The organism is Stappia sp. TSB10GB4, from assembly GCF_900185745.1.
GTDB lineage: Bacteria > Pseudomonadota > Alphaproteobacteria > Rhizobiales > Stappiaceae > Stappia.
The window spans coordinates 124,830-145,730 of record NZ_FYAV01000055.1 but is presented as its reverse complement, the minus strand read 5'-3'; the positions used below and the strand labels follow the sequence as shown (position 1 = coordinate 145,730).

General features: G+C 71.0%; 20 protein-coding genes. 11 read left to right on the top strand and 9 right to left on the bottom strand.

The features are described 5' to 3' along the window. The first annotated feature begins 14 nt into the window (after nucleotides 1-14). The 11 genes from TSB10GB4_RS15425 (at nucleotide 15) to TSB10GB4_RS15375 (ending at nucleotide 12,116) form a co-directional block, all read left to right on the top strand. Nucleotides 15-743, top strand: a complete 729-nt coding sequence (locus TSB10GB4_RS15425) for a hypothetical protein (protein ID WP_186396446.1) — start codon at nucleotides 15-17, stop codon at nucleotides 741-743. Next, nucleotides 737-3,067 (top strand): nitroreductase family protein, encoded by a 2,331-nt coding sequence (locus tag TSB10GB4_RS15420; RefSeq protein ID WP_186396445.1) that lies wholly within the window; start codon nucleotides 737-739, stop codon nucleotides 3,065-3,067. Before TSB10GB4_RS15425 ends, TSB10GB4_RS15420 begins: the two co-directional genes overlap by 7 nt. Then, nucleotides 3,064-3,996: a hypothetical protein gene (locus tag TSB10GB4_RS15415; protein ID WP_186396444.1), complete on the top strand. Its 933-nt coding sequence runs from the start codon at nucleotides 3,064-3,066 to the stop codon at nucleotides 3,994-3,996. Before TSB10GB4_RS15420 ends, TSB10GB4_RS15415 begins: the two co-directional genes overlap by 4 nt. Next, nucleotides 3,993-4,907, top strand: a complete 915-nt coding sequence (locus TSB10GB4_RS15410) for a VOC family protein (RefSeq protein WP_186396443.1) — start codon at nucleotides 3,993-3,995, stop codon at nucleotides 4,905-4,907. Before TSB10GB4_RS15415 ends, TSB10GB4_RS15410 begins: the two co-directional genes overlap by 4 nt. Next, nucleotides 4,904-6,286 carry an efflux RND transporter periplasmic adaptor subunit gene (locus TSB10GB4_RS15405; RefSeq protein ID WP_186396442.1) on the top strand — a complete coding sequence of 461 codons (1,383 nt, stop codon included), beginning with the start codon at nucleotides 4,904-4,906 and terminating at the stop codon, nucleotides 6,284-6,286. Before TSB10GB4_RS15410 ends, TSB10GB4_RS15405 begins: the two co-directional genes overlap by 4 nt. An 11-nt stretch (nucleotides 6,287-6,297) precedes the next feature. Beyond that, nucleotides 6,298-7,032, top strand: coding sequence for an ABC transporter ATP-binding protein (locus TSB10GB4_RS15400; RefSeq protein ID WP_186396441.1), 735 nt, complete (start codon nucleotides 6,298-6,300; stop codon nucleotides 7,030-7,032). Further along, a complete protein-coding gene (locus TSB10GB4_RS15395; RefSeq protein ID WP_186396440.1) occupies nucleotides 7,029-9,200 on the top strand; it encodes a hypothetical protein in 2,172 nt (723 codons plus the stop codon). Before TSB10GB4_RS15400 ends, TSB10GB4_RS15395 begins: the two co-directional genes overlap by 4 nt. Next, nucleotides 9,194-10,009 carry a ChaN family lipoprotein gene (locus TSB10GB4_RS15390; protein WP_186396439.1) on the top strand — a complete coding sequence of 272 codons (816 nt, stop codon included), beginning with the start codon at nucleotides 9,194-9,196 and terminating at the stop codon, nucleotides 10,007-10,009. Before TSB10GB4_RS15395 ends, TSB10GB4_RS15390 begins: the two co-directional genes overlap by 7 nt. A gap of 429 nt (nucleotides 10,010-10,438) precedes the next feature. Then, nucleotides 10,439-10,891 (top strand): LuxR C-terminal-related transcriptional regulator, encoded by a 453-nt coding sequence (locus tag TSB10GB4_RS15385; RefSeq protein ID WP_186396438.1) that lies wholly within the window; start codon nucleotides 10,439-10,441, stop codon nucleotides 10,889-10,891. A gap of 107 nt (nucleotides 10,892-10,998) precedes the next feature. Further along, nucleotides 10,999-11,544, top strand: coding sequence for a pyridoxamine 5'-phosphate oxidase family protein (locus tag TSB10GB4_RS15380; protein ID WP_186396437.1), 546 nt, complete (start codon nucleotides 10,999-11,001; stop codon nucleotides 11,542-11,544). Continuing rightward, complete coding sequence (locus TSB10GB4_RS15375; protein ID WP_244570923.1) at nucleotides 11,541-12,116, top strand: GNAT family N-acetyltransferase; 576 nt, start codon at nucleotides 11,541-11,543, stop codon at nucleotides 12,114-12,116. Before TSB10GB4_RS15380 ends, TSB10GB4_RS15375 begins: the two co-directional genes overlap by 4 nt. 34 nt (nucleotides 12,117-12,150) lie before the next feature. Here TSB10GB4_RS15375 and TSB10GB4_RS15370 read toward each other — a convergent pair whose 3' ends face one another. From TSB10GB4_RS15370 to TSB10GB4_RS15330, 9 genes are all read right to left on the bottom strand, one after another. Continuing rightward, nucleotides 12,151-12,996, bottom strand: coding sequence for a carbon-nitrogen hydrolase family protein (locus TSB10GB4_RS15370; protein ID WP_186396436.1), 846 nt, complete (start codon nucleotides 12,994-12,996; stop codon nucleotides 12,151-12,153). After that, nucleotides 12,993-13,736, bottom strand: a complete 744-nt coding sequence (locus TSB10GB4_RS15365; RefSeq protein ID WP_186396435.1) for a YqcI/YcgG family protein — start codon at nucleotides 13,734-13,736, stop codon at nucleotides 12,993-12,995. The genes TSB10GB4_RS15370 and TSB10GB4_RS15365 overlap by 4 nt, the downstream gene beginning before the upstream one ends. Beyond that, nucleotides 13,733-14,659 carry a hypothetical protein gene (locus TSB10GB4_RS15360; protein WP_186396434.1) on the bottom strand — a complete coding sequence of 309 codons (927 nt, stop codon included), beginning with the start codon at nucleotides 14,657-14,659 and terminating at the stop codon, nucleotides 13,733-13,735. The genes TSB10GB4_RS15365 and TSB10GB4_RS15360 overlap by 4 nt, the downstream gene beginning before the upstream one ends. Next, nucleotides 14,656-15,495 carry a cyclopropane-fatty-acyl-phospholipid synthase family protein gene (locus TSB10GB4_RS15355; RefSeq protein ID WP_186396433.1) on the bottom strand — a complete coding sequence of 280 codons (840 nt, stop codon included), beginning with the start codon at nucleotides 15,493-15,495 and terminating at the stop codon, nucleotides 14,656-14,658. The genes TSB10GB4_RS15360 and TSB10GB4_RS15355 overlap by 4 nt, the downstream gene beginning before the upstream one ends. Continuing rightward, the gene (locus tag TSB10GB4_RS15350; RefSeq protein ID WP_186396432.1) at nucleotides 15,492-16,463 is read right to left on the bottom strand and encodes a hypothetical protein; all 972 of its coding nucleotides are present in this window, start codon (nucleotides 16,461-16,463) and stop codon (nucleotides 15,492-15,494) included. Before TSB10GB4_RS15350 ends, TSB10GB4_RS15355 begins: the two co-directional genes overlap by 4 nt. Beyond that, nucleotides 16,460-17,641, bottom strand: coding sequence for a hypothetical protein (locus tag TSB10GB4_RS15345; RefSeq protein ID WP_186396431.1), 1,182 nt, complete (start codon nucleotides 17,639-17,641; stop codon nucleotides 16,460-16,462). Before TSB10GB4_RS15345 ends, TSB10GB4_RS15350 begins: the two co-directional genes overlap by 4 nt. Nucleotides 17,642-17,750: 109 nt before the next feature. Continuing rightward, nucleotides 17,751-18,860 (bottom strand): mandelate racemase/muconate lactonizing enzyme family protein, encoded by a 1,110-nt coding sequence (locus TSB10GB4_RS15340; protein WP_186396430.1) that lies wholly within the window; start codon nucleotides 18,858-18,860, stop codon nucleotides 17,751-17,753. Further along, nucleotides 18,857-19,762 (bottom strand): DMT family transporter, encoded by a 906-nt coding sequence (locus tag TSB10GB4_RS15335; protein ID WP_186396429.1) that lies wholly within the window; start codon nucleotides 19,760-19,762, stop codon nucleotides 18,857-18,859. The genes TSB10GB4_RS15340 and TSB10GB4_RS15335 overlap by 4 nt, the downstream gene beginning before the upstream one ends. A gap of 7 nt (nucleotides 19,763-19,769) precedes the next feature. After that, a complete protein-coding gene (locus TSB10GB4_RS15330; protein WP_186396428.1) occupies nucleotides 19,770-20,744 on the bottom strand; it encodes a glycine betaine ABC transporter substrate-binding protein in 975 nt (324 codons plus the stop codon). Nucleotides 20,745-20,901: the final 157 nt, after the last annotated feature.

The window sequence follows — 20,901 nt, the reverse complement described above, 5'->3', positions numbered from 1 at the left end:
GAGGAACCGACGAGATGGCCGATTCCCTGGCGCCTGCCTCCCCAAGCTCCGCCCCCGCCGCCGCGCCGGTCCTGCAATGCGTCATCTCCGGTGCCTTCGGGCGCCGGGTGCTCGAGGCGCTGTGCGCGGAAGGGGTGGCGATTGCCGCGGCCGTCGATCTCGACGGCGCGGCCGACCCGGTCGAAGCCCTCTCAGGGCTGCCGGCCGCCGACACCTTGGCGATCCTCGACGTCGACCGGCCGGAGGTCCTGACGCGGCTGTGGGACCGGCTCGCCGGCAGCGGCTGCCGGCTGCATCTGATCGGCCTCCTGAACGACGGGCTGACCATCGGGCCGCAGTTCCGCGCCGGCCGGCCGGGCTGTCCGGAGTGTTTCGCCCGCCGCCGCCTTGCCGTGTCGAGCCAGGACGATGCCGGCCGCCTCGACAAGCTGAGCCGCACCTGTCTCGCGCGCCTGCCGGAGGCCCGGCCGGGCTTTCCGCCCTATCTGCCGGCGCTGGCCGCCGGGGCTCTTGCCGCGCGGCTGCGCCGCCCTGCAGAGGAGAGCGACGGGCGCTTCCTGCGCTTCCTCACTGACGGCAGCTTCCTGGAGGAGGGGCGGCTGCTGGCGCTGCATGGCTGCCGCTGTCGCGGCACGGTCCCCGGCGGCCGGCGCACCACCCGCCATCTTGCCGCAATGCTCGGCCTGCCCGCCGCAGAAGACGCCGCACCCGAACCGGAGATCCGGGAGGCGCCGGCATGGTGACGGTCGAGCGCGCCCATGCCCGCGAGCTTGCCGCCCAGCGGGCGCATGATCCCGAACTGCTGCGGCTGTCGCTGCAAAGGCCGTATTTTCCCCCAAGCGTTCCGGTCCTGCCGTTCGGGCCGTCGCGGCTGGCGATCCTGTGCGGCGGCCGGCGCGAGGTCCTGCGCAGCACCGTTCCGCACGCGCTGGTCAGGCGGCTGCTCGGCCTGTGCGACGGCACGCGGACGCCCGCCGAGATCGCGCAAGGCCTTGCCCCCGACTTCGGCGGCGCCGGGGAGGCGCTGCGCAATGTCGACGAGTTGGTGACCCTGCTGGACCGGCGCGGGGTGATGCAGGACGGTGCGCCCGATGCGGCGGACGGCGTGCCGCTGCGCGAGGCGGAGACAGAGCGGTTCTGGGAGCAGGTCGTCGCCGCCGACAGCGTCCACCGCTCGCGCGCCGCCTTGCGCGCGGCGGTCGACCGCTTCCGGGTGCGCGTCCTCGGCCCGGCCTCCCTTTGCGGCGAAGCGGAAGCGGCAATCCGGGCCGCCGGCCTGCGCCTCGCCGATGCCGGCGCGCCGGATGTCGCCCTGGTGCTGTATGACGATCCGGCGGATCTGCCCCTGTCGCCGGAGCCCCTGTCGCCCTTGCCCCTGCAACCGGGCACGCTGGTGCTGTTCGCCGGCGGCGGGCCGGAGAGCTTCCGGCTCGGGCCGCTGGTCCCGGCGGAAGCGGCGGCGACCGTCGCCGGCTGGCTTGCCGGTCCCTGGCTGGAGGCACCAAGCCATGACCGGTCCGCGCCGGTGCTGGAGGGTCTGCGCGCCAGCCTTTCCGCCGCGCGGCTGTTCCGCCTTGCCTGCGGCCTGGAGCGCGGCCGCAAGTTCAACAGCGTCGAAGTGTTCGCGCGCCGCGCGCCGGGCGCTCCGATCACCCGCGAGATCGTGCTGGTCTCGCCCTATGTCGCGGCGGCGTCGGCGGACCTTCCCGACGCGGCGATGCTGGTGGCCGCCGCCCAGTCGGGCATCGAGGAGCTGTTCAGCCGGCACCTCAGCCCGCGCACCTATCTGATGCATTATGCCAGCAAGAACCGGAAGCTGGCGGCCGGCCCGGCATCGGCCTTCCACGGCGTGCCGACGCTGGCCTTGCCCGATGCCGATCCCGGCGCCGATCCCGGCGCTGATCCCGGCGCTGGGGCGACCATGGCCTCTCGCCTGTCGCTGCTGTGCAAATGGGCCTTCGGCGAGGACGAGGGCCGGCGCCTCACGCCGTCCGGCGGCGATCTGCGCTCGGCCGCGCTCATCGTCAACCTGCCGCAGGACACCGACCTTCCGGCGGGCCTCTATCGCTATCGCGACGCCGATCATCTGCTTGAGCGTGTTGGGGCGCCGCTGGTGGGCGCCGAAACCGGCCTGCCGGACAACGGCCCTGCCTTCCTCGTCGTCTCGCGGCTGCGGCGGGTGGCGCGCAAGTACCAGGACGCGGCCTATAAGATCTGCGGCCTCGACGCCGGCGTCTCCAGTGCCGTGCTGATGGAGGCGGCAGCGCGGCTCGGCCTCGACCTTGTCGTGCGCACCGACCTCGACATGGGTGCCATCGAGCGCCGCCTGCCGCTCCCTTTCCTCGACGATCGCCACATGCTGTCGCTCTGCCTCGCGGCTCCGGACGACACCGATGCGCCGCCGCACGAGCCACTGGACGACCCGCTGGACGACCCGCAGGCCCTTCACGAACCGCGCCTGCCGCACTGGATCGTCGCGCTCGGCAAGGCACCACTGCGGGATCGCCTGCGCGCTGCGCCGGCCGAGCCGCAGCCCTCGCTGGGGGATCTGGCGCGCATGGAGGAGGTGCTGCGCGCGCGCCGGGCGGTGCGCCTGCTGCCGCCCGCGCCCCTGTCGCCGGAGACGATCCTTGCGCTTCTCGCCGAGGCGCGGGCCGGCGCTGCCCGCCATGCGCCGAGCCTTGCGCCCTATCTGCGTCTCGTCGCGGTCGATCGCGCCCGCGGCCTGGTGGCGGCGGGCTGCGAAGGACAGCCGCGCTGGTCGCCCGGCATCGGCGACACCCGCGTCTTCTGGCAGTCCGTGCCCGACACGGCTCCCGCCCTGCTGGTCGCCGGTCTGGAGATGGCGCCGCTGGCGCGGGACACCGGCGCGCCGGGCTATCGCTACGCGCTGCAGGCGCTCGGCGCCGGCCTGCATCTCGCCTGGCTCGGCGCCTGCGCAAGGGGGCTGCAGGGCACGCTGCTCGGCGGCGTCTTCAACGAGGGGCTGAATGCCTGCCTGCCGGGCGAAAGCTGGCGGATCGCGCCGATTGCCGGACTGGCGGTCGGGCAGGGGGCGCGCTCATGAGCCGGCCCGCCGCACCCGGCATGGCGGAGGCCGCCCCGATGCTGGTGCAGGCCGGCGGCCGTCTCTTCCTCATCCCGCGCGGCACCGCGCCCTATCTCAGGGTCGGCGGCCCGCTGTCGCGCGCCGTGCTGGCGCTGCTCGGCGGGCGCGACCGAGGCGCCGTTCTGGACGATCTGGCGGCGGCGGGCGAGCCCTCCTCGGCGGGGGCGCTGCTGTCCGCCGCCGAGGCGCTGATCGCCCGCCATGCGCTGGCGGGCCTGCCGGAGCGGAGCCCGCCCCGCCGCAGCGGCGCCGTGCTGCTCGTCGCCGGCAGCGTCCTGGCGCTGGCTGCCATCGTCCTGTGTACCGGCTTCCTCATTGCCCAAGTCGCGCCGTCTGGGGAGACCGGCACGCCGCTCTCGCTGGCGACGCTCGGCTGGCTGGCGCTCGCCGTGCCGGTCCTCGTCGTGGCGCACGAGGCGGCGCATCTTCTGGTCGCGCGCCTCTTCGCCGTCAGGCCCTCGGCCATCGGCCTCCATCGCGGGCGGGCCGGCCTGCCGATGCCCTGGCTCGACCTGCGCGAGGCCTGGAACCTGGCGCCGCGCGACCACGCGCTGGTGCATCTCGCCGGACCGTTCTGCGACCTGCTGCTGACCGCGCTTGCGCTGCTGCTGCTGTGGGTCGGGGCCGCGCCGGTCGCCCCGCTGCAGGCGCTCGCGCTCGCCGGGAGCGCCTTGCTGCTGGCCAATCTCACGCCCTTCGGCCGCAGCGATCTGGTCGGCGCCTGTCGCGCTGCCCGCGCCGACCCCGATTACGGTCCCTGCCGCCTGCGGCGGGGTCGGCTCGCCGGTCCGCCCGGCCTGAAGCGGTTCGCCCGCCTCTATCTCGCGGTGCTGGCGCTGGCGCCGGCGCTCCTGTGTCTTGCCACCCTTTCAAGGATCCTGCGATGAAAGCTCTCGTTTCCGTCCTGCTCGGCCTGCTCCTTGCCGTGTCGCCGGCCACGGCGCAGCACGCGGTCGTCCCGCCGGGCCTCAGCGGCCCCTCCGGCGGACTTGTGGCCGGCGCGCGGGAGAATGTCGAGACCCTCGGCTTCCTGCGCATCGCGGTGGAGGACGTGGCCGCGACCAGCCGCTGGCTGCGCGAGGAGATGGGCTTCACCCCCTGGGAGATCGGCGCGCGCGCCAGCGGCGAAGAGAGCGTCATGGTGATGCTGTCCTCCGGGCAGAGCGTCGAGTTCTTCAGCCGCCGCCCGTTCTACGAGCGGCTGGAGATGAGCGGCGCGCGCACCGTCGCGCTGGCGCTTTATGTGCGCGACATCGGCGCTGCGATGATGGCGCTGGCCGCGAGCGGCGTGCCGACCACGGACATCATTCCGCTGCATGCGGGCGGCGAGACGAGCTACCCGAAGATGTTCGACCTGCTCTTCATCCGTTCCTTCGACTTTCCCTTGTGGAACTTCAGCTTCGCGCAGCGCGACGACGCGGGCATCGCGGCGGTGCGGGCGGACTATCCCGAATACGACGACCGCAAGTGGCAGGAGCACGGCAACGGCGCCGACGGCCTGTCGGAAATCTGGTTCGGCGTCCGCGACCTCGCGGCGAGCGAGCGGCACCTCGCCGAACTGGCCCTGGTCGCAAGCGAGGAGCAGGGTACCGAGAAGGGCGAGCGCGTCTACGTGCTCAGCGGCATGGTCCTGCGCCTCGTCTCGCCGGACCATCCCGAGCGCGGGGCGGAGATCGCCCGCAGGATCGAGGCCGGCGGCGAGGGCGCCTTCCACATCGTCTTCCGCTCCGATGCGGGGCGGGCCTCACCCGGCGCGCAGGCGATCCCCGGCAGCGAACTCCTGCTGGAGGTGCGATGACCCTGCACGAGGCGCCGCGTCCGCATCCTGTCGTGCGGCCCGGGCCGGGAGCCGGAGCCGGGCGCCGCCCTGGAGCCGAGGGCGGTGCGCCGGCGGCCGCCCAGCAGCGGCTGGAGGCGATGGACCGGCCGTTGAAACGGCCCGTGTGGAAGGGCGCCGCCGCCTGGACCGGCCTGGCCGTGCTCTGCGCCGCGGTGATCGTGCTGGCGGTGACGCGGTTCGACTGGTCCGACGACCGGGTGATCCAGGTGGCGCGCGCGGATGTGGTTCTCGACCGGGTCCGCCTCGGTCCCTTCCAGCCGGTGCTGCATGCCACCGGCCAGGTCAAGCCGCGCACCTCCGTCGCGTTGCAGAACAGCATTTCCGGGCGGGTCGATGCCGTCCATGTCAAGCCGGGCGACCGGGTGAGCGCCGGCAAGCTGCTGTTCGAACTCTCCAATCCGGAGACGGAGATGAGCTTCTTCACGCTTGAGGTGCAGGTCGCCGAACAGCTCAACGCGCTGACCCAGCGCGAGCAGAGCCTGGAGCGCGGCCGCCAGGAGGACGAGCTGGAAGTGTTGCGGCTGACCAACGAGATCGCCGAGCTCCGCATCCAGCTCGAGCGCCGCCGCCAACTGCTGACGCGGGGCCACGACAAACCCTTCGAGGTCGACGCGCTGATGCGCCAGCAGACCCATCTGGGTGCCGTGCTGGAAATGCGCGTGGGCATGCTGAAGTCGCGGATCCAGTGGCAGGGCGACCAGGCGCAGCAGGCAAGGACCCTGTCCGGCAACCTGATGCGCAATCTGGAGACGGCGCGCGCCTCGCTCGACGCGCTGAACATCCGCGCCACCATGGACGGCACGCTCTCCGACTTCAGCGTCAAGCGCGGCGAGGTGGTGGAGCGCGGCGCCAACCTCGTCACCCTGTTCGAGCTCGGCACGCCGATCATCGAGGCGGAGGTCGACGAGATCTATCTCGACCGTCTGTCGATCGGCGACGAGGCGAGCTGGCGCGACGGCGGGGGCGGCTGGCGGGGGCTCAGGGTGCGGCGGATCCTGCCGGAGGTGATCGACGGCAAGATCACGCTGGAGATGGATTTCGTCGACGCGCCGCCGGAGGGGCTCGTCCACGGCCAGCGCCTCGACATCCAGATCCGCACCCGCGCGCTTGCCGAGGACGTGCTGATCCTCGCCAATGGCGGCTTCCTCGCCCAGACCGGCGGCAACTGGGTCTTCGTGCTGGACGAGGCGAGCGGCCGGGCGACGCGGGTGCCCGTCGAGATCCTCGCCACCACCCGCGACGAGGTCGCGCTGAAGACCGGCCCCGCGCCGGGCAGCGCGGTCGTCGTCTCCTCCTATCTCGGCCTTGCCGAGGCCGATTATCTCAGGATCGAGTGAGCAGGACGGCCATGCAGATCGAGCTGGACGGCGTTACCAGGCGGTTCCGCAGCCGCAATGTCGAGACCACGGCGCTGAACGGGCTGTCGCTGGAGATCCCCTCCGGCCGTCTCACCACGGTGATCGGCCCGTCCGGCTGCGGCAAGACGACGATGCTGGCGATCATGGGCCTGCTGGAGGCGCCCGACGAGGGCGAGGTGCGCTTCGACGGCGCGCCGGTCTCGCGCCTCGGCCGCCGCCGCCGGCTGGTGCTGCGCCGGGAGCGGGTGTCCTTCGTCTTCCAGTCGCTGAACCTGATCGAGGAGATCTCGGTTCTGGAGAACGTGGCGCTGCCGGCCCGCTACATGTCGCTGCCGGCGCGCGAATGCCGGGCGCGGGCGGAGCAGGCGCTGGAGGAGATGGGCCTCGGCTTTCGCGCGCAGCATTTCCCGTTCCAGCTTTCGGGCGGCCAGCGCCAGCGGGTTGCCATCGCCCGGGCGCTGGCGATGCGCTCCGACCTGATCCTGGCGGACGAGCCGACCGGCAATCTCGACCGCGACAGCAGCGCCGGCGTGCTGGAGGCGCTGCTGGCCTGCCGGGCGCGGGGCACCACCGTCGTGCTGGTCACCCACGATCCCGACATCGCCGAACTGGGGGACTTCGTCGTCGAGATGCAGGGCGGCCATGTGGTGAACGGGCGGGCCGGGGAGTTGAGCGAGCGCCGCCCCGCCCCGTCCGGGCGCTGGGTCGAGGCGATCGCCACATGACGGGGCTCGCCGAGCCACGGACACAGACCGCCGTCGCCGCAGGATGGACGGGGCCGCGCGCCGCCTCCGCCGATATGCTGGTGCTGCGGCTGGCGCCGCTGCCGGCCGAAATCCTCGAGGACCTCGTCTCGCCCGCCTTCCGCCGGGCACTTGCCGAGGCGGGCAAGGACGATGCGCCGCCGACCGCCGGCCTTGCCAGCCTCTGGCCTTGCGAACTTGAGCGGATCTTCGAGGCACTGCGCGCTCTCGCGCTGGAGGCGCGTACGCTCTGGGTGCTGGACGAGGTGCGGCAGCGGCTTGCCCGGCTCGCCGCCACGCTCGGCAACCCGACTGAGAAGCCCGGTCGCCGGTTCCGCGCGGCGATGCGGCTGTTTCGCTATCTTGCCCGCGTTGCCCACAAGACCAGCCCGTACCAGCGCTACATGGGCATCGGCATCTGCGGCGGGGAGGGCGGCGCGCGGACGCGGTCGCCCCTGCGCTTCGACCTTTCGAGCCGGGAGAGCCTGTCGCAGGAATGGATCGCCGTGCTGCGGCACAATCATGCCGATGCGCTCGGCCAAGGCGAACGGTTCGAACTCGCCGGAGACCTTTCCCCGGATGGCGACCGGCTGGACGCGGAGCTGACCAGCCTCGGCCTGACGCGCGGCGCCCTGTGGCAGACCGCCCGGCACCGGAGCTTTCGCCTGCGCCCGCCGATGGACCGGGTGTTTCGCGCCCTTGCCGGGCGCAGCTTCTCCCTGGCCGAGCTGACGGCCGCATGCCGGGCGCATGGCATCGCAGAGGCGCAAGCTGCCGGTCTCGTGCGCGGCCTCGTCGACCGGGGGCTGGTGCGGCGCTCTCCGGCGGCGCCCGGCGCGGCGGAGGCGATGCTTGCCGGCGCCCCCGCTCCGGCGCTGCTGGCCCGCCTTGCCGCCGATCCGCTGCTGCAGGACGCGCCGAGGCTGCATCGCGACTGCTGGGTCCGGCTGCACGACCAGCCGGACTACGACCTTGCCGGCCTCCGCGACCGGGTCTGCCGGGCGGTCGCGGACCTGTCGATGCCTTCGCCCGAGCACCGGTTGCTGCGCGACCTGTTCCAGGCGCTCGCCCCGCCCGGCGCCGGGGCGATGCCGCTGTCGCGCTTTGCCGAGGAGATCCAGCAGGCCGGGCCGCAGCTTCTCGCCCGCCTGTCCGATCCGGCGCTGGCCCGCCGCCTTGCCGCCGAAGGGCTCGGCCCCGGCAGCGGTCATCATCCCTTCTGCGCCCATGTCCAGCCGTTCCGCGAGGACGGCGCGCTGCGGCTGGTGCTCAACGGCACCTTCGACGAGCCGGTCTGGCTGCTCGCCCGCTACACCCAGGGCGAGGGCGAGGACGCAGCGGCGATGCGCGACCATCTGCGCGCCTGGCTGGCGCGGCAGAGCGAGCTGACGGGCGAACGGTTCGTCGGCCTGTCGCGCGGCAGCGAGGTGAGCAGCCTGCAGCGCCATCGCGGCCTCGTCGACCGCTACCTTGCCGGCTTCGCGCCGCCCGGCGCGGCGGTGCCGCTGCTGTCGCCGGCGGATTGCCGGGTGTCGCTGGCGCCGGGCGGGCGGCGCCTGCAAGTGGAAGACGGCGAGGGAGGGCTGCTGCGCTTCGCCAATCTCGGCAGCGTGCTGCCGTCGCCGGCCTGGGGCCTGCACCACTGGCTGATCCATCTGACCGCCCCCGTCGCGGTCATGCGGCCGGGTCTCGACAAGGGCTTCGTCGGCGACGAGACGGTGCCCGCGCGCCACCGGCCGCGCGAATATCATGGCGACTGCGTGCTCTTCCGCGAGACCTGGTACGAGACCTCGCAGGATCTGCTGGACGCGGTCTGGCGCGGGGAGGGCGAGGCGCATCTGCCGACGGTCGGCGCCATGACGGCGCTCGCCCGCTATTTCCGCGCCCGCGGCATGCCCGAGCAGGTCTTCGTCGCCCGCAAGCCGGGCATGGACTGGCATGCCAGCAACTCGATGGCCAACCGCCACCGCAAGCCGCAATGGATCGACATCGCCAATCCGGTCTGCGTCGCCCTGCTGCGCCGGATCCTGCGCGAAAGCCGCACCGTCATGTTCCAGGAGGTGCTTCCCGGCCCGGCCGACCGGCTCGCCCGTGCCGGCGGCGGCAGCCATGCGGTCGAGCTGCATCTGGAGGCGAGCCTGACATGGTAGGCGCGGCGCGGTGCCTTGCCGCCGGTCTTCTCCTGGCGCTCGCCCAACCCCTGCCGGCCCGCTCCGCGTCCGCCGACATCGTCATCCTCGGCGAGGTGCACGACAACCGCGCGACCCATCTGGCGCAGGCCCGCCGCATCGAGGCGCTTCGCCCGACCGCGGTGGTGTTCGAGATGCTGACGCCGCAGGCGGCCGAGCGGGTCATGGCCGCCGACCGCGCCGATCCGGCGGCGATTGCCGAGGCGGCGCGCTGGCGCGAGACGCGCTGGCCGCCCTTCGAGCTCTATGCGCCGGTGTTTCTCGCCGCGCGCGAGGCGGCGATCCTCGGCATGGCGGTGACGCGTGAGGACGCCCGCAAGGCGATGTTCCTCGGCGCCGATGCCGTGTTCGGCGCGGTGTTCGGGGCGGACGGCGCCCGCTTCGGCCTCGACCGTCCGCTGCCGCCGGACGAGCAGGGCGCGCGCGAGGCGCTGAAGGCGCGGACCCATTGCGGCGCGCTGCCGCCGGTGCTGCTGCGCGGCTTCGTCGAGGCGCAGCGCCTGCGCGATGCGGCCCTGGCGCAGGCTGCGCTGGCAGCCTTGGCGACGCATGGCCCGCCGGTGGTGGTGATCGCCGGCCACGGCCATGCCCGCACGGACTGGGGCATCCCGCGCCTGATCGCATTTGCCGATTCGGACGTCACCGTCCACTCGGTCGGCTATGTCGAGACGCCGGACGAAACCTCCTTCGACGAAACCGTGCTGGTGCCGGCGACCCCGCGCGGCGACCCTTGCGGATCGCCTCCGGGCCGCCCTGCAACGACCCGGTGATCCGGTCGATGTTCCTCGGGACCTAAGCGGTCGGGCGCCCCGCCCCGCCCTCGGCCCGCCGCTTGGGGCGAAGCAGCCTCCCTGCATCCGAAAGATGTAGTCCGTCAACACTCAACTAAAAAGAGCGGACTTGACGCCTCCGGCCATCGTTGTCGGTCGACTCCTGTCCCCGTCGCTCGCCGTTTCCTGCGGCAATACCTTGTTTTGAAAGCGCAAGTTTCGCGTATTTATGCGGAATACATTTGTCTATCGTCGCGTAATGTTCTGTTTCTATAAAAATATGATTGTTGTATTTTGTAATATATTTATGAAACGCATTTGTTGAAACTTGATATGAACCTGAAAATGGGAAATGCGGTCTATTTATTTGTCTTTATTGATTTGCTTATTTTTTAATTCGACAGCGAAAATATTTTGAGGGTGCCTGGCATGACGGAGCCTGCAAAATTCAACGTGGTCCTGGAACTGGCGGAACTGTCGCAGGGCGGTCTCGGCATAAGCAGTTCCAGTCTCCTCGCCCTCATTGAAGGCATGAAGACAGCCTGTCGGCATGGCGAGCACGGCGACGAGGTGGACGACCGACCCTGCCTTGACGATCGCATCACCCTGAACTTCCATCTGGTCGTCGATCATTCGCAGGCGGACGCGGCCTGTCCCGCCCTCGGCCTCGATCTGACGAGGCGCCAGACTGAGATCGCCCATCTGCTGGAGCGCGGACTGACCAACAAGGAGATCGCCAACAAGCTGAACATCAGCCCCGCCACGGTCAAGAACCACGTGCATGCGATCCTCGGCAGGCTGCACCTCGACCGGCGGAGCAAGGTCGCCGCCTACCTGCGGGCCAGGTCGTCGCCGGTGGTCGCGGCGCCTGCGCCCTCGTAAGGCGCGGATGCCGTTGGCGGCACCCTCCGAAGTTGTGACGGCTCGACCGTCTCCTGCAACCCATGGTATCAATTCCGGATTCCGGATCGAAAGGACGTGTGTGCGACATGGCTGTTGCTGAAAAGCTGAATCAGACGTTGCGGACCTTCATCGAAGGATGCGACCTGTTCTTTGTCGGCACCGCCGCACCGGAAGGGCGGGTCAACATTTCGCCCAAGGGCCTCGATACCTTGCGCATCCTCGGCGACGACCGGATCGTATGGCTCAATCTCTCGGGAAGCGGCAACGAGACGGCCGCTCATCTTCGCGAAGCGGATCGCATGACGCTGATGTTCTGCGCCTTCACCGGCGAGGCGCGCATCCTGCGGGTCTATGGCCGGGCACAGGTGCTGCATCCGCGCGACGCGGGCTTCGACGACCTCGCCGGGATGTTCCGCCCGATGGCCGGCACGCGGCAGATCTTCGACCTGGCGATCGACATGGTCCAGACCTCCTGCGGCTCCGGCGTTCCGGTCATGACCCTGGAACGCCAGCGCGGCGAGGAGGAGCTGGTGCCGTTCTATGCCGACATGGGGCCGGCGGGCGTCGAGGCTTATTGGCGGCGCAAGAATACCCTCAGCATCGACGGCAAGCCGACCGGGATCCTGCCGTGAGCCTCCCGGCCGTCGAGACGCACCCGCTGACTCCCGACCGGTTCGGCGATTTCGAGCGGCTGATGGGGCCGAAGGGCGGCTATGGCGGCTGCTGGTGCATGCTCTGGCGGCTCGGCAAGGCGGCCTATGACGAGGGCCGCGGCGCGGCCAACCGCGCGTCGATGGAGGACGTCGTGCGCGCCGGCCCTCCGCCGGGCGTGCTCGCCTATGACGGCGACCTGCCGGTCGGCTGGGTCTCGGTCGCCCCGCGCCAGGTGTTTGTGCGCCTGTCGTCCTCGCGGGTGCTGAAGCCGGTCGACGAGCGGCCGGTCTGGTCGGTGTCCTGCCTGTACATCGCGCGCGGCCATCGCCGGAAGGGGATTTCCGTGCCCTTGCTCCGGGCCGCGGCGGATCTGGCGCGCAGCCACGGCGCCGCGTGCCTCGAGGGCTATCCCATCGCGCCGGACAAGGCCTCCTATCCCGTCTCCTATGCCTGGACGGGGTTTCACCAGATCTTCCTGCGCGCCGGCTTCCGGCAAGTGGCGCGCCGCTCGCCGACGCGGCCGATCATGCGCCTCGAGCTTGCCCCCTGAGCTTGTTGCCCCGTGAGCGGCGCCGGTGCGCCCGTCACGCGGGGCGTGGCGGCGTGAGGACGAGATGCGTGCGGATGGTCATCGGATAGGCCGCCCTTGCCCGGTCCAGCGCCGCCCTCGACAGTCTCACTGCTGCAAGCGGCCGCGCCGGGTCCGTCAGCGCCAGCAACTCGCCGCCCGGATCGATGACGAAGCCGCCGCCGCCGAAAGCCGGCTCCCCGCCGCCGGCGCGGTTGGAGCTGGCGACATAGCACCCGGTCACCAGCGCGGTCGCCCGCGCCACCGTCAGCCAGCGGTCGAACCCCTCGGCGGTGCTGGCCCTCGGCACCAGCAGAACATCCGCGCCGAGGCGGGCCAGCATGCGCGGCACCTCCGGCACCATCAGCTCCGAGCAGATGGCGAAGGCGAAGCGGAAGCCGCCGTGATCGAAGGTGCCGAAGGTGCGGCTGCCGGGGCAAAACCAGGTGTCTTCGTGGAACCCCGGCTCTTCCGGCAGGCAGAGCTTGTGATGCAGCGCGTGATAGCGCCGCTCCAGCCGGACGAAACCCTCGTTGATCAGCTTGCTGCCGGCTGGAAGCGCCGTCGAGCCGAACAGGGCAAGGGGGGCGAGGGGGGTGAGGGAGGCAAAGACATCCAGCGCGGCGATGCCGGCCGCATGCGCGGCCGCCGTCCTGCCGGCGCGGCCGAGCTCGAACGTCAGGCTCGCCGCCGGCCAGCGGCCGAAGGGCAGTTCGTTCAGCAGCAGCGCCTGCGGCCGGGTCCGCGCGACGCCGTCGAGCAGGTCCCGCCAGGCGGCATCGCCGGGGCTGAGGCCGTCGGGCAGCTCGCAGACCGCCAGGGACAGCGTCTCCCCGTCCTGCCGCTCATGCATCCGGGTCATGGCTCGGACCTCATCTTGAACGGGCAGGTGCCGGCCGGCAGCGCATTGGTTTCCGCAAGGCCGTATTGCCACCACTCGATATCGCCGGCCTCGTAGCTGCCGAGCGCCGGGCTGTGCGGCAGCCCGTCATAGGCATGGATCCGGCGGCGCAGCCGCTCGCGCACCGCATGGCCGCGCGGATTGTCGCCGGCGACGATGTCGAAACGTTCGCGCGGATTGATGATGAAGGCGAGCGACGGTCCGAGATTGCGGCTGCGGCGGACGCGGTGGGCGGGGTTGCTCATGTTGACGAAGAGCTGCAGTCCGGCAAAGCACATGGTCCAGAACGGGCTCGAGGGCAGGCGCGAGACCTCGCTCGGCCAGGGGGCGCCGTCCCGCTCGTGCCAGGCCTGCAGCACCCGCCAGCCGATCTCGTGATAGGCCTCGACACTGTCGGCCGCGACCGTTTCGGGGTGGAAGATCATTGCCAGCGGCTCGGCGGTGGCGACGTCTCCGTCCCAGTTCCGCGACCGCTCGACATAGGCGGACAGCGCCGCGCTGCCGCGGGCAAGGTCCTCGGCCTCCAGCCCGCCGACGAATGCGAAGAGGATGCGGCCGCGCCGGCAGGCATTCTGCGAGAAGAAGCAGGGAAAGTTGGTCGGCATCTGCAGCCGCTCCAGCAGCCGCAGGGCCGCCTCGCGCTCCCATGCCGCCAGCCGGTCCGATCCGGTTTCGATCTCGATCTGGGGAAACAGCGTCATGTTGTCGTCTCCATGAGGGTGGGGTGAGTGGGGACGGGGATGGGGGTTGCCGCGTCGAGCGCCGCCCGCACGATGGCCGGGCGGTGCAGCAGCGCCAGATGGGTTTCCGCGTCGTAGTGGCGGCGCATCGCGGCGGGCAGGGCGGCGATGCGCCGCGCCATCGCGGCCCCTGCGAAACGGTCGAGGCTGCGGTCGCGGCTGGCGATGGCGAAGCCCCAGGCGACCGCGAGGCTCGGGATCGGGTGCTCGTAGACGACGACATCGGCGAACAGGCGCCGCAGGCGCGCCACCGTCTCCGCCTGAAACGAGATCGCCGCCGGATGGCAGTGCCCGACATGGGTAACGAGCAGCCCGCCGGGGGCGAGCAGGTCGCCCGCCGCCGCCAGCGCCTCCATGTCGAAGACGCCCGCCGCATAGGACGTGTCGGCCGCATCGGGCAGGTCGAGCAGCACCAGATCCGCCCAGCCGCCGAGATCGCCGCGCTTTCGCGCCAGCCAGGCGCGGGGATCCTCGAACTCCAGCCGGTAGTCGAAGGAAAACGGCTCCTGCGGCTGCAGGTGCGGCAGGTGATAGCGGCAGAGCCCGGCCAGCGTCGGGTCGAGGTCGACATGGTGGAGCCCGCGCAGCGACGGCAGGTGCTGCAGGCGGTTGACGATGCCGCCATTGGCCCCGCCGATCACGACGATGCGGCGCGGATGCCCATGCAGGGCGACGGCCGGCGACATCAGCATCTCGTGATAGAGAGCCTCGTCGAACTCGCAGGACTGGATCAGCCCGTCGATCAGCAGCGCCCGTCCATAGGCGGCGAAGCGGACGATGCGGTAGCGGGTCAGCCCGGTATCGCCCTGTGCCAGCACCGCGTCGACCGCGAGCAGGCGGGTGTCGCCCGCCTCCAGCAGCGGGTGGTGGAGGGGCGGCGTCACGGCAGCGCCTCCGCGATCACCGCCGCATAGCCGAGCAGCCCCTTGCGTGAGACGTCGGCCTCATAGGCGGCAAGCGCCAGCGAGGTCTCGAAATACTCTTGCGAGGTGGCCGCGACGATCTCCCGCCGCAACTCCCGGCGCACCTCGACGGAGCGCGCCTGCCAGGTGCGGAACCGCTCCGTCGTGTCGAGCACATGGCGGACGCGAAACCCCGCGACGGTCAGCAACTCGCCATAGTCGACGGTGGTGTAGACATGCGGGCATTTCCAGTCGGTGGTGAGCTTGTGCCAGTCGGCGGCGTCGATATCGCCGAGGCGCACGCGCTCGAAGATCGCGAGCCGCCCGCCGGGCACCAGCAGCGACCTTGCGCGGGCGAACAGCCGGGCGGCGTCGAAATGGCAGGCGGCCCCGGTGCTGTAGATGCCGTCGAACCGCTCGGCAAAGGCGTGCTCGTAGACATTGCCGGCGATCAGCTCCACCCCGTGGCCGGCCTCCCGCCCGGCGGCCAGCGAGGCCAGCGACAGGTCGATGCCGGTGACGGTCCAGCCCATCTCGCCGGCCAGGAACGCCGCAACGAGGCCGCGGCCGCAGCCAAGGTCCAGCACCCTGGCGCCGGCCGGCATCTGCATCAGGGCCGCCATCAGCCGCAATTCGTCGGCGCTGTTGTCGCTGAACTGGCCGATATACTGGTCGGCTCCGAACACCTTTGGGTAGATCAGATCGTGCACCTGCGCATTGTCGGCCATCGTCTGGTCGTACAGGGCCTGCACGGCGGCAAAGTCCTCCGGTGCCGGTGCTGGCGCCGGTGCGTGGGCGAGGGACTGTTCGGCGGTCATCTGCGGTCCTCCATTGGCTGCCGGCCGGGCGCGCTGCGGCGGCCGGCCAGGCGCGCGCGCAGGTCCTTCGGCAGCGACACCATGTGGCGATGGGTGGTGCCGTCGTAATAGGTGAGCGGCCCGTCCAGCCGGGTCGCGACGAGACGGTCGACAAGGCTCGCCGGCCGCCCCGCGAGATCGAGATCCCGGTGGGCGCCGACGGAAAACAGCCAGGACGTGCCATAGGACTGGGCGTGGCAGACCAGCGCCTCGGCATGGGCGAAGTGGCCGGCCGTCAGCGCATGGATCATCGCCGCATCCGCGCCCGCGCAAGGCCCGGCGGCGCCCGCCCAGGTGACGAAGGCACCGGCCGGCGACACCACCCTCGCCAGTGCCGCGAAATGCGCGGGGGCGAACAGGAACTCCGCCGGCGAGCCCGGCAGCGGTTCGCTCACGTCATGGATGACGAGGTCGTAGGGCGCCGGTGCCGAGGCCAGGTGGTCGCGAATGTCGGCGATCACCAGGCGATAGCGCGGGTCGTGGTGGAAGCCTTGCGAGATATGGCCGAAATGGCTGAGGGTGAGCGCCGCCATGCGGGCGTCGATCTCCACCTGGACGACCTCCTCGACCCCCCGGTGCTTCAACGCCTCGCGCACCGCCCCGCCCGGTCCCCCGCCGACCACCAGCACCCGGCGGCAGTCCTTGCCGAGGGCCAGCGCGGCGGGATGCACGATCGCCTCGCTATAGATGTATTCGTCGCCCTCCAGGTGCTGGATGCGGCCGTCGAGCAGCAGGCCGCGCCCGAAGGCGCGGGTGCGCACCACCTCGATGCGCTGGCCGCCCTCGCCGGCGAGCACTTGCCGCTCGACGATCTCGTGGCAATGCGCCTCTCCCGCGGCGACCGCCTCGAAGGTCCATTCCTGCGGCCAGCGCACCGGCCTCGTCGCGGCGGGCGGGCCGGCGACGGCGATCCCGGCTCGCGCGCTCACTGGACCGCCTCCTCGGCAAGGTCGCCCGGCCGGATCAGCGTCAGCGCGCCGGAGCGCTCGGCGAGGTACTCGGGCGGAAAGGTCTGCCCGAGGAAGCGGGTGATCATCGAGTAGCAGTAGGAGCCGGCCTGCGAGAATTCGATCCAGTCGCCGATCTCGACCTGCGGGATCGTCTGGCGCCGGGCCAGGAAGTCGCGGGAATAGGTGGTGTTGCCGACGATATCGACCGGCTGGTCGAAGTCGGGCCGCGCCCCCTTGCCGTTGGTCATCACCCGGACGGGGTTGTAGTCCTCGTAGAACATCGCCCTCGGGATCATCGACGCGCTGGCGTCGACGCAGACGAAGTAATGGCCCTCGCGCCGCTTGACGTCGGTGACCTGGGCATAGAAGCGCGCGGCATTGCCGAACATCGCCCGGCCGGGCTCGATCACCAGCCGGATCGGCCGGCCGCGCCGCCGGGAGAAGTCGGACATCAGCGCGGTGATGCGGGCGTTGTAGTCGTCGAAGTCGAAGCGCGTCTCGTCGAGCGGAAAGCCGCCGCCGACATCGACATAGGCAAGGTCGGGGAAGCGGTCGGAGAGCTCAAGCGCGCGCTCGATGCCGGCGACCATCTCGTCGACGCTGACGATGTCCGTGCCGATATAGACATGGCTGCCGGTGGCGGCGAGGCCGAGGCTGCGGCAGGTCTCGAGCGCCGCGTCCAGCTCGTGGTCCTGGATGCCGATGCGGCTGTCGTTGCCGGTGAACGGGCTGATGCGCGAGCGCTCGGACGTGTTCAGCCGTAGGCCCACCTCGGTCTTGAGGCCGAGCTTGCCGAACTGGCCGATCTGGGTCAGCGAATCCAGATGCAGCCGGATCCCGCGCGCCACCAGGTGCCGCATCATCGCGCTGGTCAGGCCGGTGCTGGCGAAGATGATCCGCTCGGACGGGAAGCCGCAGGCCTCCGCCAGCCGCAGGTGCTTCAGCGAATTGACGAACAGGCCCATGCCCCGCTCGCGGATCTTGCCGAGCAGGACGGGGTTGTCATTCGCCATCGAGGCGAAGAAGACGCTGGTATGCGGATAAAGAACGCTCTCGAAGCGTGCGAAATTCTCCTCGATCTTCTCGTTGTCGTAAAGATAGAAGGCGGAGTTGATCTTCTCGGCTCGCATGTCCATCAGGTAATCGATCTGGTTCATCTGTCTCTCTCCGGCGGTTGGCAAGGGTGGCTGAGCGGGTGCGGCGTCGGGTTGACGGTCTCCCAGGCGGTCGGGGGGTCGACGGGCTCTGCGGCGATCCGGCGGTCCGTCATCGGAACAGGGCGATCGGCTGGCCGAGCGCGGCCTCGTCGGGAACGATCCCGAGCCCCGCACGGGTGCCCGGCACGGTGACGCCGTCGACGATCTCGAACGCGCCCTGCGCATGGCTCTCGGTGTTGAACTCGCGGCAGCTCCACAGGCCGAACAGATGCGCGCGCGGCGTCGCGGCGGCGGCGTGCAGCGCCGCCATGTCGGCGATCTCCGTGCCCCCCGACGACGCCCAACTGAGCGAGAGGCCGGCGATCTCGCAAAAGGCGGTGAAGCGCCGGGCGGCGGCAAGGCCGCCGATGCGGGACAGCTTCACATGGACGATGTCGGCGGCATTGTCGCGGGCGAGGCGGGCCAGCACGTCGCCGTCGGTGACGCTCTCGTCCAGCGTCATCGTCGCCCCGGTGGCGCGGCGGACCCGGAGGCAGGCCTCGTAGGTGGCGCAGGGCTGCTCCAGGTTGAAGCCGAGCGGTTCGATCGCGCGGGCGACGCGCAGCGCGTCGGCCAGTGTCCACAGCCGGTTGGCATCGGCGATGAAGATCTCGTCCGGTCGGCGGATGCCGGCGAGGCGTTCGTAGAGCGCGATGTCGGCGACCGCCTCGCCGCCCGGCTTGGTGGAGAAGATGCGGTAGCCGGGGCGCTCCCGATAGGCGGCGATCCGCTCGGCCATCTCCTCGAACGGGCCGTGATAGACGGCGCAGTTCATCGGGATCCGGTCGCTGCCCAGTCCCCCGAGCAGCCGGTAGACCGGCAGCCCGGCGCTCTTGCCGAAGAGGTCGTGGGCGGCGATGTCGAAGCCCGACTTGACATAGGCATGGCCGTCGAGATGCCGGTCCATCACCGCGTGCAGCGCGGCGATGTCGGTCGGGTCGGCGCCGATCAGCGCGGGGGCGAGCACGTCGATGCCGGCGCGCGCGCCCTCGGCGAATTCGGGCAGGTAGCTGCGGCCCCAGGGGCTGATCTCGCCCCAGCCGACCAGCCCCTCGTCGGTGTCGAGGCGCAGGATCGTGCCGTCGATGCTCGCCTGCGCCGTGCCGGAGGCGCCGGTCGTGTAGCGGGTCTCGCCGAAGTCGATGGGCAGGCGGTACACCGCGATACGGTCGATCTTCATGAGCTTGCCTCCGGTGCGGGGGCCGGTGCCGGTGCGCGCCGGCCCTGCAGGATCGAGAAAATGACGGCGGCCATCACCACCAGGCCGCCGAGGGCGGTCGTGAGCGGCGGCACGTCGGCGAAGGCGATCCACACCCACAGCGGCGCCAGGGGCACGTCGAGCGTGCTGATCAAGGCCGCCTGGCCCGAGTTGAGATGCCGGGCGCCGAGCGTCAGGAACAGGATGCCGAGCCCGAGCTGGGCGATGCCGAACGCCGTGAGCAGGGCGAGGGCGCGGCCGTCGACCTGGCCGAACTCGGCGAAGGGCAGGGTGATCAGGAACGAGGCGAAGGCCGAGACGCAGGCCATCGCCACCATGGAGTGCGCCTTGCCCCAGCGCACCGCGACGATCATCAGCGCCATGAACACGGTCATCGCCATCGCGTAGAGGTCGCCGAGGAGCCCGCCGCCGCCGAGCGATCCGCCGACGATGACGGCGACGCCGGCAAGGGCGACGAGGCTGGCCCACAGCGTCGCCGGGGCCGCCGGCTCGCGCAGCAGCAGCCAGGAGAAGGCGGCCGCGACGAAGGGGGCGGTCGCGTAGATCAGCACCACATTGGCGACCGAGGTGTTCAGATAGGCATTCAGGTTGAAGATCATCGCCAGCACGCTGGCGGCGATCGCCACCAGTCCGGGCAGGCTGCGGAACACGGAGAACTGCGCCAGCCCGGCGCGCCCCTCGCGCGCCAGCATCACCGCCAGGATGAACAGGCCGGCGACCAGGCCGCGCAGGCACAGCATCGTCCAGACGCTGGTGTCGATCAGCCGGGTGAACAGGCCGGCGGTGCTGTAGCAGGCGGCGGACAGCACCAGCAGGATCATGCCGATGCGCACCTGCCGGGCGGTGTCGGAGGGATCGGTCATGCCGGCCTCACTGCGCCTGTGCCGGGCCGAGCCATTCGGCGACGGTGTCGCGATTGGCCGCCAGCCACGCGCCTGCCACCTCGTCCGGCGACTTGCCGGCGACGCCGGTTTCCGTCACCCAGCCGTTGATCACCGCCGGGTCGAAGGTCACCCGCGTCAGGAAGGCGGCGACCTTCGGGAACCGGGTTTCCAGCGAGCGGGAATGGAACACATAGACCCGGCTCGTCTCGAAGGCGCAGGGAAAGGAAGACGCCTCCAGCCAGTCCTCGCGCTCGCTCGGCGAGTAGACAGTGTCGCAGCCGGGCCGGTAGGCGGGCTCGGCCACCTGGGTCAGCGGATGCACGGAGAACACCCATTCCGGGGTCCAGTGGTAGAACAGCAGCGGCCGGTCTTCCGCCCGCGCGCTCTCCAGCGCCGCCTTGAACTCCTCGTTGCTGGCGATCCACGGCTCCCACAGCTTGTCGAGGCCGTAGGACTTCATCTTGATGCGGTTGAGCCGCGTCGCGCCCCAGCTCTCCTCGCCGGCCCAGTATTCGCCAAGGCCGTTGCCGTCGGTGTCGAAGCGCCGGGCGATCTCGGGCGACTTCAGGTCCTCGATCGTGGCGATGCCGAGCGCCTGCGCCGTCGCCGTCGGCAGGAAGAAGCCCTGCACGGCCTCGTAGCCGGCATTGTGGCCGATGGTGGCGCGCTGCTCGACATGGATTTCCCAGGCCTTCTGCTGGTTCGGCATCCAGATGTCGGGGAAGACGTCGTGCTCGCCGTCGCCGGCATCCATCGAGGCGAGCGAGGTGTCGGTGTCGGCCTCGCGGATCCGCACCGGCGCGCCGAGCTCCTGCTCGATCACCTGCGACAGCACCTCGGCGATCACCTTGGCGGCGTCCCAGTTCAGTCCGGTGATGGTCACCTGATCGGCGGCGGCGGGGGAGGCAAGACCAAGCGCGCCGGCGGCGGCGAGGCAGAGGGGCGTCGGGATGCGGGGCATGAGTGCGGTCCTTCTGGGCAAGCCTCTCCCGTGTCCGGTCCGGCGGGCCGGCGGACGGGGCGAGGTCGGTGGCGGTGGCGGTGGTGAAATCTGGAGTGCCCGAGCAATTCCGGGAAAAGCGGGAACCGGTCTTCCGTGCGGAATTGCGAAAAAAGTC